General features: G+C 36.1%; 14 protein-coding genes and 1 pseudogene. 13 read left to right on the top strand and 2 right to left on the bottom strand.

Annotated features, from left to right (window positions below; translation table 11 throughout):
• Window position 1 precedes the first annotated feature (1 nt).
• The 6 genes from DRF58_RS18360 to DRF58_RS04865 all read left to right on the top strand — a co-directional run bounded on the left by DRF58_RS18360 (window position 2) and on the right by DRF58_RS04865 (window position 4,334).
• A complete protein-coding gene (locus DRF58_RS18360; protein WP_157966707.1) occupies window positions 2-178 on the top strand; it encodes a hypothetical protein in 177 nt (58 codons plus the stop codon).
• Between the two features lie 86 nt (window positions 179-264).
• Window positions 265-894, top strand: a complete 630-nt coding sequence (locus DRF58_RS04885) for a Crp/Fnr family transcriptional regulator (RefSeq protein WP_116033496.1) — start codon at window positions 265-267, stop codon at window positions 892-894.
• A gap of 75 nt (window positions 895-969) precedes the next feature.
• Window positions 970-1,764: a sulfite exporter TauE/SafE family protein gene (locus DRF58_RS04880; protein ID WP_116033495.1), complete on the top strand. Its 795-nt coding sequence runs from the start codon at window positions 970-972 to the stop codon at window positions 1,762-1,764.
• 86 nt (window positions 1,765-1,850) lie between these two features.
• On the top strand, window positions 1,851-3,263 hold the full coding sequence (locus tag DRF58_RS04875) for an MBL fold metallo-hydrolase (RefSeq protein WP_116033494.1): 1,413 nt from the start codon (window positions 1,851-1,853) through the stop codon (window positions 3,261-3,263).
• Window positions 3,264-3,274: 11 nt separating this feature from the next.
• A complete protein-coding gene (locus tag DRF58_RS04870; RefSeq protein ID WP_116033492.1) occupies window positions 3,275-3,838 on the top strand; it encodes a YeeE/YedE family protein in 564 nt (187 codons plus the stop codon).
• A gap of 10 nt (window positions 3,839-3,848) precedes the next feature.
• Window positions 3,849-4,334: a DUF6691 family protein gene (locus DRF58_RS04865; protein WP_116033490.1), complete on the top strand. Its 486-nt coding sequence runs from the start codon at window positions 3,849-3,851 to the stop codon at window positions 4,332-4,334.
• 63 nt (window positions 4,335-4,397) lie between these two features.
• Here the strand turns inward: DRF58_RS04865 and DRF58_RS04860 are convergent, their stop codons facing one another.
• Window positions 4,398-5,093, bottom strand: a complete 696-nt coding sequence (locus tag DRF58_RS04860; protein ID WP_116033489.1) for a VIT1/CCC1 transporter family protein — start codon at window positions 5,091-5,093, stop codon at window positions 4,398-4,400.
• A gap of 100 nt (window positions 5,094-5,193) precedes the next feature.
• A complete protein-coding gene (locus tag DRF58_RS04855; RefSeq protein ID WP_116033487.1) occupies window positions 5,194-5,601 on the bottom strand; it encodes a hypothetical protein in 408 nt (135 codons plus the stop codon).
• Window positions 5,602-5,723: 122 nt separating this feature from the next.
• Here DRF58_RS04855 and DRF58_RS04850 point away from each other — a divergent pair, with 122 nt between their 5' ends.
• The 7 genes and pseudogenes from DRF58_RS04850 to DRF58_RS04820 all read left to right on the top strand — a co-directional run bounded on the left by DRF58_RS04850 (window position 5,724) and on the right by DRF58_RS04820 (window position 13,677).
• Window positions 5,724-6,053, top strand: coding sequence for an ArsR/SmtB family transcription factor (locus DRF58_RS04850; protein WP_116033485.1), 330 nt, complete (start codon window positions 5,724-5,726; stop codon window positions 6,051-6,053).
• Window positions 6,054-6,117: 64 nt separating this feature from the next.
• The gene (locus DRF58_RS04845; RefSeq protein ID WP_116033484.1) at window positions 6,118-6,582 is read left to right on the top strand and encodes a DUF6428 family protein; all 465 of its coding nucleotides are present in this window, start codon (window positions 6,118-6,120) and stop codon (window positions 6,580-6,582) included.
• A gap of 11 nt (window positions 6,583-6,593) precedes the next feature.
• Window positions 6,594-7,085, top strand: coding sequence for a GNAT family N-acetyltransferase (locus DRF58_RS04840; RefSeq protein WP_116033621.1), 492 nt, complete (start codon window positions 6,594-6,596; stop codon window positions 7,083-7,085).
• A gap of 16 nt (window positions 7,086-7,101) precedes the next feature.
• The gene (locus DRF58_RS04835) at window positions 7,102-7,713 is read left to right on the top strand and encodes an arsenate-mycothiol transferase ArsC (protein WP_116033482.1); all 612 of its coding nucleotides are present in this window, start codon (window positions 7,102-7,104) and stop codon (window positions 7,711-7,713) included.
• A 6-nt stretch (window positions 7,714-7,719) separates the two neighbouring features.
• Window positions 7,720-8,751, top strand: coding sequence for an ACR3 family arsenite efflux transporter (gene arsB / locus DRF58_RS04830; protein ID WP_116033480.1), 1,032 nt, complete (start codon window positions 7,720-7,722; stop codon window positions 8,749-8,751).
• Between the two features lie 178 nt (window positions 8,752-8,929).
• On the top strand, window positions 8,930-9,223 hold the full coding sequence (locus DRF58_RS04825; protein ID WP_123902365.1) for a hypothetical protein: 294 nt from the start codon (window positions 8,930-8,932) through the stop codon (window positions 9,221-9,223).
• Between the two features lie 81 nt (window positions 9,224-9,304).
• Window positions 9,305-13,677, top strand: a pseudogene (locus DRF58_RS04820) (CusA/CzcA family heavy metal efflux RND transporter).
• Window position 13,678 lies beyond the last annotated feature (1 nt).

Here is a 13,678-nt window from a genome sequence, read left to right as displayed (position 1 = left end):
AGTGGTTCGGCGTAGCCAATTTGGAGAAGCAAGTTTTCCAGGGAATGGAAATTTAAAACTGACAGCCGAACAGGAAAAGATTCATGAGTTGGAAAAAAAGCTGAAAGATGCAGAACTGGAACGCGATATATTAAAAAAGCAATCGGCATCTTCTCCAAGAGCGGTCGATGAAATATAAATTCATAAAAAATAATAAGACAGTTGGCGTCATTTCTTATTTCTGTTAATAGAAATTTACCTAATTTTATTTTCTAATTCGAAAAAATGAACAACCCCGTTTTATCAAAAGAATTTCCTAATTCAAAAGATTTGCTGGATAAGCTCTACCAAAACGGCATCACAAAAACTTATCACGAAGGCGATATTATTCTTGATGAGAATGCATCTATACGCTCCATTCCTATTGTAATGAAAGGAATGATAAAAGTAATTCGTACTGAGGAAGACGGTCGTGAGATTTTGCTGTATTACATCAAAGCCGGCGAAAGCTGCATTATGTCTTTTCTTGGCGGAATGCACCAAGAGAAAAGCATCGTAAAAGCGGAAGTGGAAGAAGATGCCGAAATTCTTTTTTTACCAGTGGATAAAGTTTCGCTTTTCATCAAAGAATATCCCGAATGGCTCGACTATATTTTCAGGCTTTATCATAAACGTTTTGAGGAATTACTCGATATTATCAATGCCATCGCATTTAAAAAAGTAGATGAGAGACTTCTTAATCTGCTGTATAAAAAATCTTCCAACTTGGGTTCAAAAACCATTACTGTTACCCACGAACAGCTTGCCAATGAACTCGGTACAGCAAGAGTGGTCGTTTCCAGACTTCTAAAGCAGCTTGAAGATGCAGGAAAACTGAATCTTGGGCGAAACAAAATCACGCTTTCGGAAAACTAAATAATGCTTATGTAACAAAAGTAGCGGTACACGTTCTTCAGGATTTCCAATTTTGCATTATAAATAAAAAAGCAAATGGAAATTTTTGGCTATATCGCTTCTGTTTTAATCGGAATTTCTTTAGGATTAATCGGTGGCGGCGGAAGCATTCTTACCGTTCCTGTATTAGTCTATCTTTTTGGTCTGGACGCATTTTTGGCAACCGAATATTCACTGTTCATTGTCGGAATCAGCAGTGTTGTGGGCTCTTTTTCTTACTTTAAAAAAGGTTTGGTCAATCTGAAAACGACTTTGGTGTTTGGAATTCCTTCTATTATCTCCATTTTTCTTACCCGAAATTATCTCGTTCCACTGATTCCCAATGAAGTTTTCAGCATTAATAATTTTGTGTTGACCAAGGATATTTTCCTGCTTCTCATTTTTGCCGGTTTAATGATTTTAGCTTCGTATAAAATGATTCAGAAAAGCCCTGAATTACAATTGCAAGCTGAAACTATTGATAAAAACAAAAATCTTTTGGCAGCAGGCGAAGGTTCTGTTGTGGGAATTCTTACCGGACTTGTCGGCGCCGGTGGCGGATTTATGATTATTCCGGCTCTTGTCAATTTGCTTAAAACACCGATGAAAGTAGCTATTGGAACTTCTCTGGTGATTATTGCTCTCAATTCTCTTATCGGTTTTTTCTCATCAGTAAAAAATGTCGAAATCGATTGGAAACTTTTAAGCACAATTTCTTCCATAGCCATTATCGGAATCATCATTGGAACTCAACTTTCCAAAAAGATTGACGGCAAAAAGCTGAAACCTGTTTTTGGATGGTTTATTCTGGTGATGGGAATTTATATTATCATAAAAGAATTATTCATCTAAAAATCCTTATGTAACAAAAGTAGCGGTACAGAAATTTCTAAACGCTCAACTTTGTATCAATAAAAAAACTTAAAAAATTTATCACAATGAATATAGAACAAATTTATACAGGATGTCTTGCTCAAGGCGCTTATTACATTATTTCAAACGGAGAAGCAGCGATTATCGACCCGTTAAGAGAAACCCAACCTTATATTGACAGATTGCAAAAAGACAACGTTATTTTAAAATATATTTTTGAAACTCATTTTCACGCAGATTTTGTGAGCGGCCATTTAGATTTAAGCAAAAAAACAAAAGCACCAATCGTTTATGGGCCAACCGCTAAACCCGAATTTGAAGCGATTATCGCAGAAGACAATCAGGTTTTTGAAGTAGGAAATATCAAAATAAAAGTCCTTCACACGCCCGGTCACACGATGGAAAGTTCATCTTTTTTATTAATCGATGAAAACGGAAAAGAAACAGCATTATTCAGTGGTGACACTTTGTTTTTAGGCGATGTCGGTCGTCCTGATTTGGCACAAAAAGCAGCAAATCTTACACAGGAAGAATTAGCAGGTCTGCTTTACGACAGTTTGTACGAGAAAATATTACCACTGAATGATGATATTATCATTTATCCAGCACACGGAGCGGGTTCGGCCTGCGGAAAAAATATGCAGAAAGAAACAATCGACAGTTTAGGAAATCAGAAGAAAACAAACTATGCGCTTAACCAAAAAGATAAGGAAAGTTTCATCAAATCGGTTACGGACGGGCTTCTTCCACCACCTGCTTATTTTGGGATGAATGTTGCGATGAACAAAAAAGGCTACGAAAGTTTTGATGAAGTTTTATCGAAAGGACTTCACGCACTGTCACCAGATGAATTCGAAGAAACAGCGGAACACAGTGGAGCGTTATTATTAGATGTCAGAAACAACAGTAATTTTGCCAAAGGTTTCATCCCACAATCTGTAAATATTGGTTTAGACGGTGATTTTGCGCCTTGGGTTGGAGCGCTCATTGTAGATGTACAGCAATCGATTTTATTAATCACTGACGAAAATCAGGAAGAAGAAACCGTTACCAGATTGAGCCGTGTAGGTTTTGATAACATCATCGGTTTTTTAAAAGGAGGTTTCAATGCATGGAAAAACAGTGGTAAAGAAATCGATACTGTGAATAGAATTTCTGCTCAGGAATTTGAGAAAGAAATCATAGGAAAAGAGGTGAAAATTATCGATGTAAGAAAAGAATCCGAATATAATGCAGAGCACGTAGATGAAGCTTTCAACAAGCCTTTAGCTTATATCAATCAATGGATTAACACATTAGATTCCAAGGAACATTTCTACCTCCATTGTGCGGGTGGCTACAGAAGTATGATGGCTGCGAGTATTTTACAGGCAAGAGGATACAGAAATTTTAGCGAAATTGCAGGTGGTTTTAGCGAAATTGCAAAAACGGGAGTTCCGAAAAGCGATTTTGTTTGTCAGAGTAAAGTTTTAAATTAAAAATAGAATTAATGTTAGAATTGATAAAAGAACCTTGGCCCTGGTATATTGCAGGACCTCTCATTGGTCTCACAGTTCCTGTTTTACTGATTTTAGGGAACAAATCTTTCGGAATCAGCTCTTCTTTGAGACATATCTGTGCGGCTTGTATTCCTGCGAATATCAGTTTTTTCAAATATGACTGGAAGAAAGAATTATGGAATCTATTTTTCGTTTTCGGAATTTTTTTGGGCGGAATAATTGCTTCTCATTATCTCATCAACAGCACCGAAATTTCGGTAAACCCTAAACTGAAAGCAGAATTAGCGACTTATGGAATTACGGATTTCAGCAATCTCGTTCCCACTCAGTTAATGAATTTTGCAAGTCTTTTAACTTTGAGAGGTTTCATTACAATGGTAGTCGGAGGTTTTCTGGTAGGTTTCGGAACCCGATATGCAGGCGGTTGTACCAGCGGTCACGCCATTATGGGATTGTCTAATATGCAATGGCCCTCGCTTGTTGCCACAATCTGCTTTATGGCAGGCGGTTTTTTAATGGCAAATGTTATTCTGCCGATTATACTTTCACTTTAAAAATTTAAAAATGATAAAAGGAACAGAAGATATACGTCACCAAGACACGATTTGTATCAACGAAAGCGAACTGAAACATAAATGGTATCACAACATCAAATACCTCATCGTCGGCGTTCTTTTCGGGATTGTATTTGTAAAAGCCGAAATTATCAGTTGGTTCAGAATTCAGGAGATGTTCCGCTTGCAGTCTTTTCATATGTACGGTGTGATTGGGAGCGCTGTTCTTACGGGAATGATTTCCGTTTGGGTCATCAAAAAGTTTAACATTAAGACCGTTTATGGCGAACCCATCAAAATTGCGCCCAAGACATTCAATAAAGGTCAAATCTATGGCGGATTGATTTTCGGATTTGGCTGGGCGATTACAGGCGCTTGTCCAGGGCCTCTTTTTGCACAGATTGGAACGGGAGCTTTGGCGGTTATCGTTACTTTGACAAGTGCCATTTTAGGAACTTGGGTGTATGGCTATTTCAGGGAAAAATTACCTCATTAAAATGGAAGAAAAAAGACTGTACTTCAAAACTACAGTCTTTATTTTTTTATTTAATAATAATTTTTACGCCACAGAAACTCCAAAAAGATGTCCAATCAAAGCAGTAACGCCCATTGCGACAGTTCCCCAGAAACAAATTCTTATGACAGCAATTCCTATTTTTGAACCACCTGTTCTCGCTGAAATTGCTCCAAGAATCATTAAGAAAATAATGGAAAATCCATACTGGAAATAAACCATTTCTTTTATCGGCGCTAAAAATGATACTGCAAAAGGTAATATTGCACCCAAAGCAAAAGAACCAAAAGATGCAACTGCTGCCTGCAAAGGTTTTGCCTGAGTAATCTCGTTGATTCCCAATTCATCGTGAGCGTGTGCTCCCAAAGCATCATGATTGGTTAATTCAGTAGCAACCTGTAAAGCAGTTTCCTTACTTACACCACGCTTTTCATAGATTTTTGCCAGCTCTATCAATTCAATTTCCGGCATTTCTTCCAATTCCTTTTTTTCCCTTAGCAAATCAGCTTTTTCAGTATCTTCCTGTGCACTTACGGAAACATATTCTCCAGCTGCCATAGACATTGCTCCGGCAATCATTCCGGCAAGTGCTGCGAGAATAATAGTATTTCGGTCAGGATTTGCTGCGGCAACACCAATCACGATACTTGTGGTGGACAACAAACCGTCATTAGCCCCTAAAACTGCTGCACGAAGCCATCCTACTCTATTGACGTAATGTTTTTCTAATTGATGATGCATACGTTGTTGTTTTAAAAAAATTGACTTGTCAAATAACATCCAACAAGTCAAGTATTACAATTTTATTTGAATCTTAAATTTAACGAAATATTATCAGAAGTCATCCCGACAGATTTCGTGTAATGTCCGTACTTCTTGGTGGTTCACAAACTGAACTTTTAAAACCTTTCAGGCAAAAGTCTTCGTCTTTGGAAGGAATTTTATGAGATACACTTTCTCTGAAACTATTGTTCATTGACTGAAAAGTGACTCCTGCACTTAAAGTTAAAATTAAAGTTAACGTTTTAGAATGAACGATGAAAGGAAGCTTCTGGTCTTTCCCATAATCTCCATCTTTAACCGGATGGTCATAATGCGTTTTAAGAAAAGCAATCAATGGCATCTCTGGATTGAGCGCCTTGTGTTCAAAGTAATGTTCAACAAGTGTAGGAATTTTCAAAAGCTGATATAATTCGGTTGTAGAAACCAAATAGAATGTAAGCAATACTATGGAAATCAACTTTTTCACTATTCAAATTTAAACAATGTTTCGCTAAGAACGGTTTTAAATAAGGTTGTATTTCATAGATAAAATAAATAGTTGTTCCAATAAAATAATTATCGTAATATTGCGATATATAAATGTTAATTATGGGACTCACTAAAACAGAAATATTTTCGGACGAGCAGAACAATCTGGCATCTCTCTTTAAAGTTTTGGCGCATCCTGCAAGAATTGCAATTCTTCAACACATTATCAATCAGAAGGCTTGTATTTGTAATGATTTGGTAGATGAACTGGGATTGGCACAGGCAACTATTTCACAGCATTTGAAAGAGCTTAAAAATATAGGAATTATACAGGGAACGATTGATGGAAAATCTGTCTGCTACTGTATCGAAGATAAAAAATGGAAAGAAGTTCAGGCTTTGTTGAATCAATTTTTTGAACAGGATGTAAAAGTTGGACAATGTTACTAACAGCTTTTTTTATAAATCTAATATCGTTATATTGCAATATATTAATTAATTAAATAAATTTACTATGAAATTATCAGAAATTAAAGAAATTCTAGCTACGCTGAACAATGTTGAATTTCAATTAGAAAACGGAGAATTTGTTCCTGAACATTTTCACGTAACTGAAATCGGAGTCATTATAAAAAACTTTATCGATTGTGGCGGAACCATTAGAAATGAAAAAGTAATCAATTTTCAGCTGTGGAATGCCAATGATTTTGAACACAGACTAAAACCTGCGAAATTACTAAACATAATTCAACTTTCTGAAGAGCAATTGCACATCGAAGATTCTGAGATTGAAGTGGAATATCAAAGCACGACCATAGGAAAATATGATTTGGATTTTAACGGAAGTCATTTTATTCTGAAAAATAAACAGACCGCTTGTTTGGCTCAGGACGCTTGCGGAATTCCTTCAGAAAAACAAAAGATAAAACTCTCTGAGCTGAATAGTTCTTGCTGTACACCAAATTCAGGTTGTTGCTAAATTCTTGTAAAATGGAAATTAAATCAATCACTAAAGACAACTTTCCTGAAGCAATGGAAATTTACAGACAAGGATTGGAAACTCAGATTGCGACTTTTCAAAACGACACACCTATTTGGGAAGATTGGGACAAAGGGCATCTGAACTTTTGCAGAATAAGCATTTTTGATAACAATAAAATGCTTGGATGGACTGCTTTGACGCCTGTTTCCAGCAGATGCGTATACGCAGGAGTTGCAGAAGTCAGCATTTATATCGCCAAAGAAGAACGCGGAAAAGGAATCGGAAAAATAGTACTGACCGAATTAATCCGACAGAGCGAAGAAAACGGAATATGGACCTTGCAATCAGGGATTTTTGCAGAAAATGAAAGCAGTATCAAATTGCACGAGAAATGTGGATTTCGAATAGTCGGTTATAGAGAAAAAATCGGTAAGAAAAATGGAGTTTGGAAAGATAATGTCCTTATGGAGCGCAGAAGTAAAACTATAGGAATCGATTAAAAAAATAATTAGCAAAATGTATTCAACATTAAAAAATATAATTGAAAAATTGCAGTATAAAAGCATTAGTGAAGAAAGAAAAATCACATTGCAACCCTTAATTGATTTTATACAGCAAAAAACAAATGATGGGAAAGATATTAATCTCAATTTCATTTGTACGCACAACTCGCGCAGAAGCCATCTATCACAAATCTGGGCTCAAACTGGAGCTGCTTATTTCAATATCGCAAATTTACACTGTTATTCGGGAGGTACGGAAGAAACAGCTTTATTTCAAAAAGTAGCTGAAACACTTGCAAATCAAGGTTTTAATATTTTTAAAATCTCGAATGAAAGCAATCCGATTTATACGATAAAAATTGGTGACAACACTTTACCGATTATTGGATTTTCAAAGAAATATGACAATCCGTTCAATCCTGTATCAGATTTTGCAGCAATAATGACCTGTTCACAAGCGGACGAAGGCTGTCCTTTCATTCCGGGTGCGGAAAAAAGAATTCCCATCACGTTTGAAGACCCAAAAATTTCTGACAATACTCCGGAACAATCGAAGGTTTACGCAGAAAGAAGTCTTCAGATTGCTTCTGAAATGTTCTACGTTTTTTCTATGATTAAAAAATAATCTTTTATGCAACCCAAATTAAAATTTCTTGATCGCTACCTTACCCTATGGATTTTTCTTGCGATGACCATTGGTATCGGTTTAGGCTATTTCTTTCCTTCAATTTCCAAAATCAGCAATACTTTATCGGTGGGAACTACCAATATTCCGTTGGCAATTGGCTTAATTCTGATGATGTACCCGCCCTTGGCAAAAGTTGATTATTCATTATTGCCTCAAGCATTCAAGGATAAAAAAGTAGTGGGTATTTCGCTATTTCTAAATTGGTTTGTTGGCACCGTATTGATGTTTGGATTAGCCGTTTTGTTTCTAAGAAGAGAGCCAAATTATATGACAGGACTGATATTGATAGGTTTGGCAAGATGTATCGCAATGGTCATTGTTTGGAGCGATCTGGCAAAAGCAAACAGAGAATATACAGCTATGTTGGTTGCATTGAACAGCATCTTCCAGATTACTTCTTACAGTTTTTTAGTTTGGTTGTTCATCAATGTATTGCCGAGCAAATTAGGTCTAGCCAACTTCAACGTAACCGTATCTATGAAAGATGTTACAGAAAGTGTCTTATTATACTTAGGAATTCCCTTTTTGGCTGGTTTTCTCACTCGTTACTTTTTTATTAAAACAAAAGGAACCGAATGGTACAACAGAATATTTGTCCCAAAAATTTCACCAATCACATTGTATGCACTTTTGTTCACTATCATATTAATGTTCAGTCTGAAAGGAGATAAAATAATTGAACTTCCAATGGATGTGCTAAAAGTTTCCATTCCGTTAATCATCTATTTTGTACTGATGTTTTTTGTAAGTTTCTTCATTAACAAAGCATTAAAAATTCCTTACGATAAAAATGCTTCAATCGCATTCACAGCCACAGGTAACAACTTTGAACTGGCAATTGCAGTTTCTATCGCTATTTTCGGAATTCATTCTCCACAGGCTTTTGTAGGCGTCATTGGTCCTTTGGTCGAAGTTCCTGTGCTTATTTTATTGGTAAAAACTTCTTTGAGACTAAAGAAAAGGTATTATCTGTAGGGTTTTTTGAACAGAAATCTTTATATAAAACATATAATCATCAATATTTATTTAAAATTAAAGTTTTGAATAACATTTATTTCTAAGTATATCCCTTATCTTTGCACCAATGTTAAAATGGCTCTCCATATTCTGTGCGATCACCTATTGCTTTGCTACGACAAGTATCGCAGAGCTTGTGAAAACACCCGTATTTATTGAGCATTTAGCAGAATATCAAGGAAGTGTTATAGAGTTTTTGGTTGAGCATTATGACAATCACCAACCAGATGAAGATTGGGATACAGATCAGAAATTACCGTTTTTCAATCCCACTTTAGTTTTGATTGTTCACGCAAAACTTCCTGAAACTACTTTTCATATTGAAAAAATCAAAGAGATCATCATATCTCAAAAACCAACTGTTTATCAGGAAAAAGACTTTTCCAGCAGTTATCTTTCACGTATTTTCCAGCCGCCGCGCTTTTGTTAATTGATTTTTAAATTAAATATCAATGTTTTAGGTTTTTACTTCAAGCAGTTGATTTCTATTTCATTCAATTAATACATTTTTATGTTAAATAAAATTATTGAGTTTTCTGTAAAGAATAAACTCATTATCGGGCTGTTTACCATTGCGCTCATTCTTTTTGGTATTTATGAAACCACTAAACTTCCCATCGATGCACAGCCTGATATTACCAACAATCAGGTTCAGGTAATTACCGTAGCGCCGTCTTATGGTGCGGCAGATATAGAAAGATTGGTCACTTTTCCGATTGAGCAGGCAACAAGCAACATCAACGGAATTACCGAAATTCGAAGTTTTTCACGTTTCGGGTTATCCTTAATTACGGTTGTTTTTGATGATGATACCGATGTTTATTGGGCGAGACAGCAAGTTCAGGAGCGTTTGCAATTGGTTCAGGATAATATTCCCGAAGGTATTGGAAAGCCAGAATTAGGACCTATTTCTTCAGGTTTGGGAGAAATTTTTCAATATGTTGTAAGAGCTAAAAAAGGCTATGAACACGTTTATGACGAAACCGAACTTAGAACCATTCAGGATTGGGTAATTCGTCGTCAGTTATTAGGAACAAAAGGCGTTGCCGATGTAAGTAGTTTTGGTGGAAAATTAAAACAGTACGAAATCGCCATTAATCCTAATCAACTTCAGGCTTTTAACATCAATATTAATGATGTTTTTGCCGCTTTAGAAAAAAACAATCAAAATACCGGAGGTGCGTATATCGAAAAGAAAGAAACGGTACTTTTTATTCGAAGCGAAGGACTTTTAGGAACGGTTGAAGATATTGGAAATATTCAGGTTTCTACCACTCAAGAAGGGATTCCGGTTCATCTTAAAGACGTTGCAAGTGTAAAGATTGGCTATGCAACACGTTATGGTGCAATGACTTTTAACGACACAGGCGAAGTTTCGGGAGCGATTGTTTTGATGCTGAAAGGCGAAAATGCTAACGAAGTAATTGGAAACATTAAGCAAAGATTAGATAAAATTCAGGAATCTTTACCGGAAGGCGTTGTAATTGAACCGTTTTTAGATAGAGCAAAAATGGTGAAAAATACCATCAGTACAGTAAAAACCAACTTGATGGAAGGTGCGCTAATCGTAGTTTTCATTTTGGTTTTATTCCTCGGAAATTTCCGAGCGGGATTATTAGTTGCTTCTGTGATTCCTTTGGCGATGCTTTTTGCCATTATTATGATGAATATCTTCGGAGTTGGAGGAAACTTAATGAGTCTCGGAGCTCTCGATTTCGGATTGATTGTGGATGGCGCTGTGATTATTGTAGAAGCTGTTTTACACCAATTAGCACATAAAAAACATTTCGGAACAGACAATATGCTTTCTAAACTGGAAATGGATGCGCAAGTTTCAACTTCGGCTACAAAAATGGTGAACAGTGCTGTTTTCGGACAAATCATTATTCTTATCGTATATCTTCCCATTTTTACACTTCAAGGAATTGAAGGAAAGATGTTCAAACCAATGGCACAAACCGTAGCTTTTGCTTTGATTGGAGCGTTTTTACTGTCATTAACGTACATTCCGATGATGAGTTCTTTGGTGTTAAGCCGAAAGAAAAAATTAAAAGACAACATTTCGGACCGAGTAATGGCGAAAGTTGAAGTAGGGCATCAAAATTTATTGATTAAAGCTTTAAAATTCAGAAAAACAATCATTGCGACAGTTATTGTCTTGTTTGCAGGAGCGGTTTTCGTTTTGTCGAAAATGGGTGGAGAATTTATTCCATCATTAGAGGAAGGAGATTTTGCGGTTGAAATGAGGATTCTTCAAGGAAGTAACATCGAAGAAACCAAAAAAGTAACCACACAAGCTGCTCAAATTTTGTTGAAACAATTTCCGGAAGTTCAAAAAGTGGTAACCAAAATCGGAAGCGCAGAAATCCCAACCGAACCAATGCCAATGGATGCGGGAGATATGATTATTGTACTAAAACCTAAAAAAGAATGGACTTCCGCACATTCTTTCCCCGAACTTTCTGAAAAAATGAGTGAATCATTGAAAGTGATTCCAGGCTTAACGACAGGTTTCCAGTTTCCGGTGCAAATGCGTTTTAATGAATTGATGACGGGAGCAAGACAAGATGTTGTCTGTAAAATTTATGGAGAAAATTTAGACAGTTTAGCGATTTACGCTAAAAAATTAGGTGGTGTAATTTCTACGGTGAAAGGTGCTCAAGATTTGTATTTGGAGCCTGTTGTAGGCGCTCCGCAAGTGGTTATAGATTATAATCGGGACGAACTTTCGCGTTACAATATTTCAGTTGCAGAAATCAACAGGGTTATCAATATGGCTTTTGCTGGGCAAATTGCAGGTGCTTTGTATGAAGGTGAAAGAAAATTTGATGTCGTTGTAAGAATGGATAACGATTATAAAAAAAACATTACAAGTATTCAGAATCTTTTGGTTCCGACGCCGAATGGGGAGCAAATTCCGTTGTATCAACTCGCAAAAGTAGAATTAAAGGAAAGCCCAAATCAGATTCAAAGAGAAGATACCAAACGAAGAATTGTTGTAGGTTTCAATGTTCGCGGAAGAGACGTTCAAAGTATTGTGGAAGAGCTGCAGCAGAAGGTTAACAAAGATTTGAAATTGTCTGCAGGTTACACGATTTCTTACGGTGGCGCTTTTGAAAATTTAAATGAGGCTAAAGCAAGATTAGGAATTGCCGTTCCGATTTCTTTGGTGATGATTTTCTTATTGCTATTCTTCGCTTTCGGTTCTGTAAAACATAGTTTACTGATTTACACAGCGATTCCATTGTCAGCAATTGGAGGGATTTACTTTTTAGCATTGCGAGGAATGCCTTTCAGCATCAGTGCGGGAGTTGGATTTATAGCTCTTTTCGGAGTTGCTGTTTTGAACGGAATTGTATTGATTTCAGAATTCAACCGACTGAAAAAAGATGGTGTTACCAACTTAAGCAGAATTGTTTTAATGGGAACAAGAATTCGTCTTCGTCCGGTTTTGATGACAGCTTTTGTGGCTTCATTAGGATTTTTACCAATGGCAATCAGCAACGGAGCTGGTGCGGAAGTTCAGCGACCTTTGGCAACAGTCGTTATTGGAGGTTTGATGTTGGCAACACTTTTAACCTTATTCGTTTTACCGATTCTTTACGTCTTATTTGAACGAATCAGTAAAAAGAAAAAGTATCAAGCTCCTCGATAAATCAATTTAATTTAATCAAAATGAAATTTTCAAACAATCATAAAAAACTGACTTCATTCTTATTTCTGATGTCTTTCGGAATAATGAATGCACAGGAAAATATTACCTACGAACAAGCTTTGGAACAAGCTTTTCAGCAAAATGGAACTTTAAAAAATTCAAAATTAATTTCTGAATATCAGGAAAAATTAAAGTCAAGTTATCTCGATATTCCACAAACGGAAGTTAGTGCGCAAATCGGACAAATTAATGGAATTGAAACCGATAATTCTTTTTCTATTTCCCAACGTTTCAGTTTTCCGACGGTTTATACCAAAAGAAAAGAAATGTTGGATGCACAGTGGAACGCAAGTGTCATCAATCAAAACTTAACGAAAGCACAGTTAGCAAAAGAAGTTTCGGATGTTTTTTACCGAATTCTGACGCTTCAAGAAAAGAAAAAAGTGATTGATTACATCAGCAAATTGTACAGCAGTTTTGCAGAAAAAGCGAGTTTGAGACTGAAAAAAGGTGAAACCAATATTTTGGAGGAATCAACAGCAGAAATTCAAAATGAACAAGCAAAAACGCAATTGAATATGCTTGAAAATGATTTGAATATTGCCAAACTTCAGCTTCAGTTATTGCTTCAGTCGGAAGAAAAATTTCAACCAATTTCAGACAAGCCGATTATGAATGTTAATCTTGAGGTTTCGGAAGAAATGATTCAGCAACATCCTGAATTACAATATTTAAATCAACAAATTAAAATCAATGAAGCGGAAGCTCAGCTTGAAAAATCGAAGTTGTTGCCGGATTTATTGATTGGATATACGAATCAAAGTATGAAAAACCTGAATAACAATCGTTTTAATGCGTTTCAAGTCGGTGTCGGAATTCCTTTGTTTACGAAAGGTCAGCGAGCTTTAGCAAAAGCGACGAAAGCGAAAGTGGCAATTTCTGAAAACGAATTTCAGCGTAAAGAAATCGAGTTGAAAAGCAGATTGCAACAACAATTGAGCAGCTACAATAACCAATTAAGAATTGTTGAAAACTACGAGCAAAAACAGCTTCCGAAATCGGAAACTATTTTAAAAACGGTTCAAAAACAATTAGAAGTTGGCGAAATCGATTATCTAAACTGGGTAATTCTTGCCAATCAGGCAGTGCAAACGAAGGTAGATTACATCGACAATCTCGAAAGACTCAACCAAATTGGTGCAGAACTTAATTTTTTACTATCAAAATAAC

The organism is Epilithonimonas hispanica, assembly GCF_003385395.1.
GTDB classification, from domain to species: domain Bacteria; phylum Bacteroidota; class Bacteroidia; order Flavobacteriales; family Weeksellaceae; genus Epilithonimonas; species Epilithonimonas hispanica.
The sequence above is the reverse complement of the archived record's forward strand: the minus strand, read 5'-3'. Positions and strand labels throughout refer to the sequence as shown.

Excerpts from the sequence above, each read along its gene's own strand:
- DRF58_RS04885 (WP_116033496.1), top strand. The coding sequence starts at position 265 with ATGAACAACCCCGTTTTATCAAAAGAATTTCCTAATTCAAAAGATTTG.
- DRF58_RS04880 (WP_116033495.1), top strand. The coding sequence starts at position 970 with ATGGAAATTTTTGGCTATATCGCTTCTGTTTTAATCGGAATTTCTTTA.
- DRF58_RS04875 (WP_116033494.1), top strand. The coding sequence starts at position 1,851 with ATGAATATAGAACAAATTTATACAGGATGTCTTGCTCAAGGCGCTTAT.
- DRF58_RS04870 (WP_116033492.1), top strand. The coding sequence starts at position 3,275 with ATGTTAGAATTGATAAAAGAACCTTGGCCCTGGTATATTGCAGGACCT.
- DRF58_RS04865 (WP_116033490.1), top strand. The coding sequence starts at position 3,849 with ATGATAAAAGGAACAGAAGATATACGTCACCAAGACACGATTTGTATC.
- DRF58_RS04860 (WP_116033489.1), bottom strand. The coding sequence starts at position 5,093 with ATGCATCATCAATTAGAAAAACATTACGTCAATAGAGTAGGATGGCTT.
- DRF58_RS04850 (WP_116033485.1), top strand. The coding sequence starts at position 5,724 with ATGGGACTCACTAAAACAGAAATATTTTCGGACGAGCAGAACAATCTG.
- DRF58_RS04845 (WP_116033484.1), top strand. The coding sequence starts at position 6,118 with ATGAAATTATCAGAAATTAAAGAAATTCTAGCTACGCTGAACAATGTT.
- DRF58_RS04840 (WP_116033621.1), top strand. The coding sequence starts at position 6,594 with ATGGAAATTAAATCAATCACTAAAGACAACTTTCCTGAAGCAATGGAA.
- DRF58_RS04835 (WP_116033482.1), top strand. The coding sequence starts at position 7,102 with ATGTATTCAACATTAAAAAATATAATTGAAAAATTGCAGTATAAAAGC.
- arsB (WP_116033480.1), top strand. The coding sequence starts at position 7,720 with ATGCAACCCAAATTAAAATTTCTTGATCGCTACCTTACCCTATGGATT.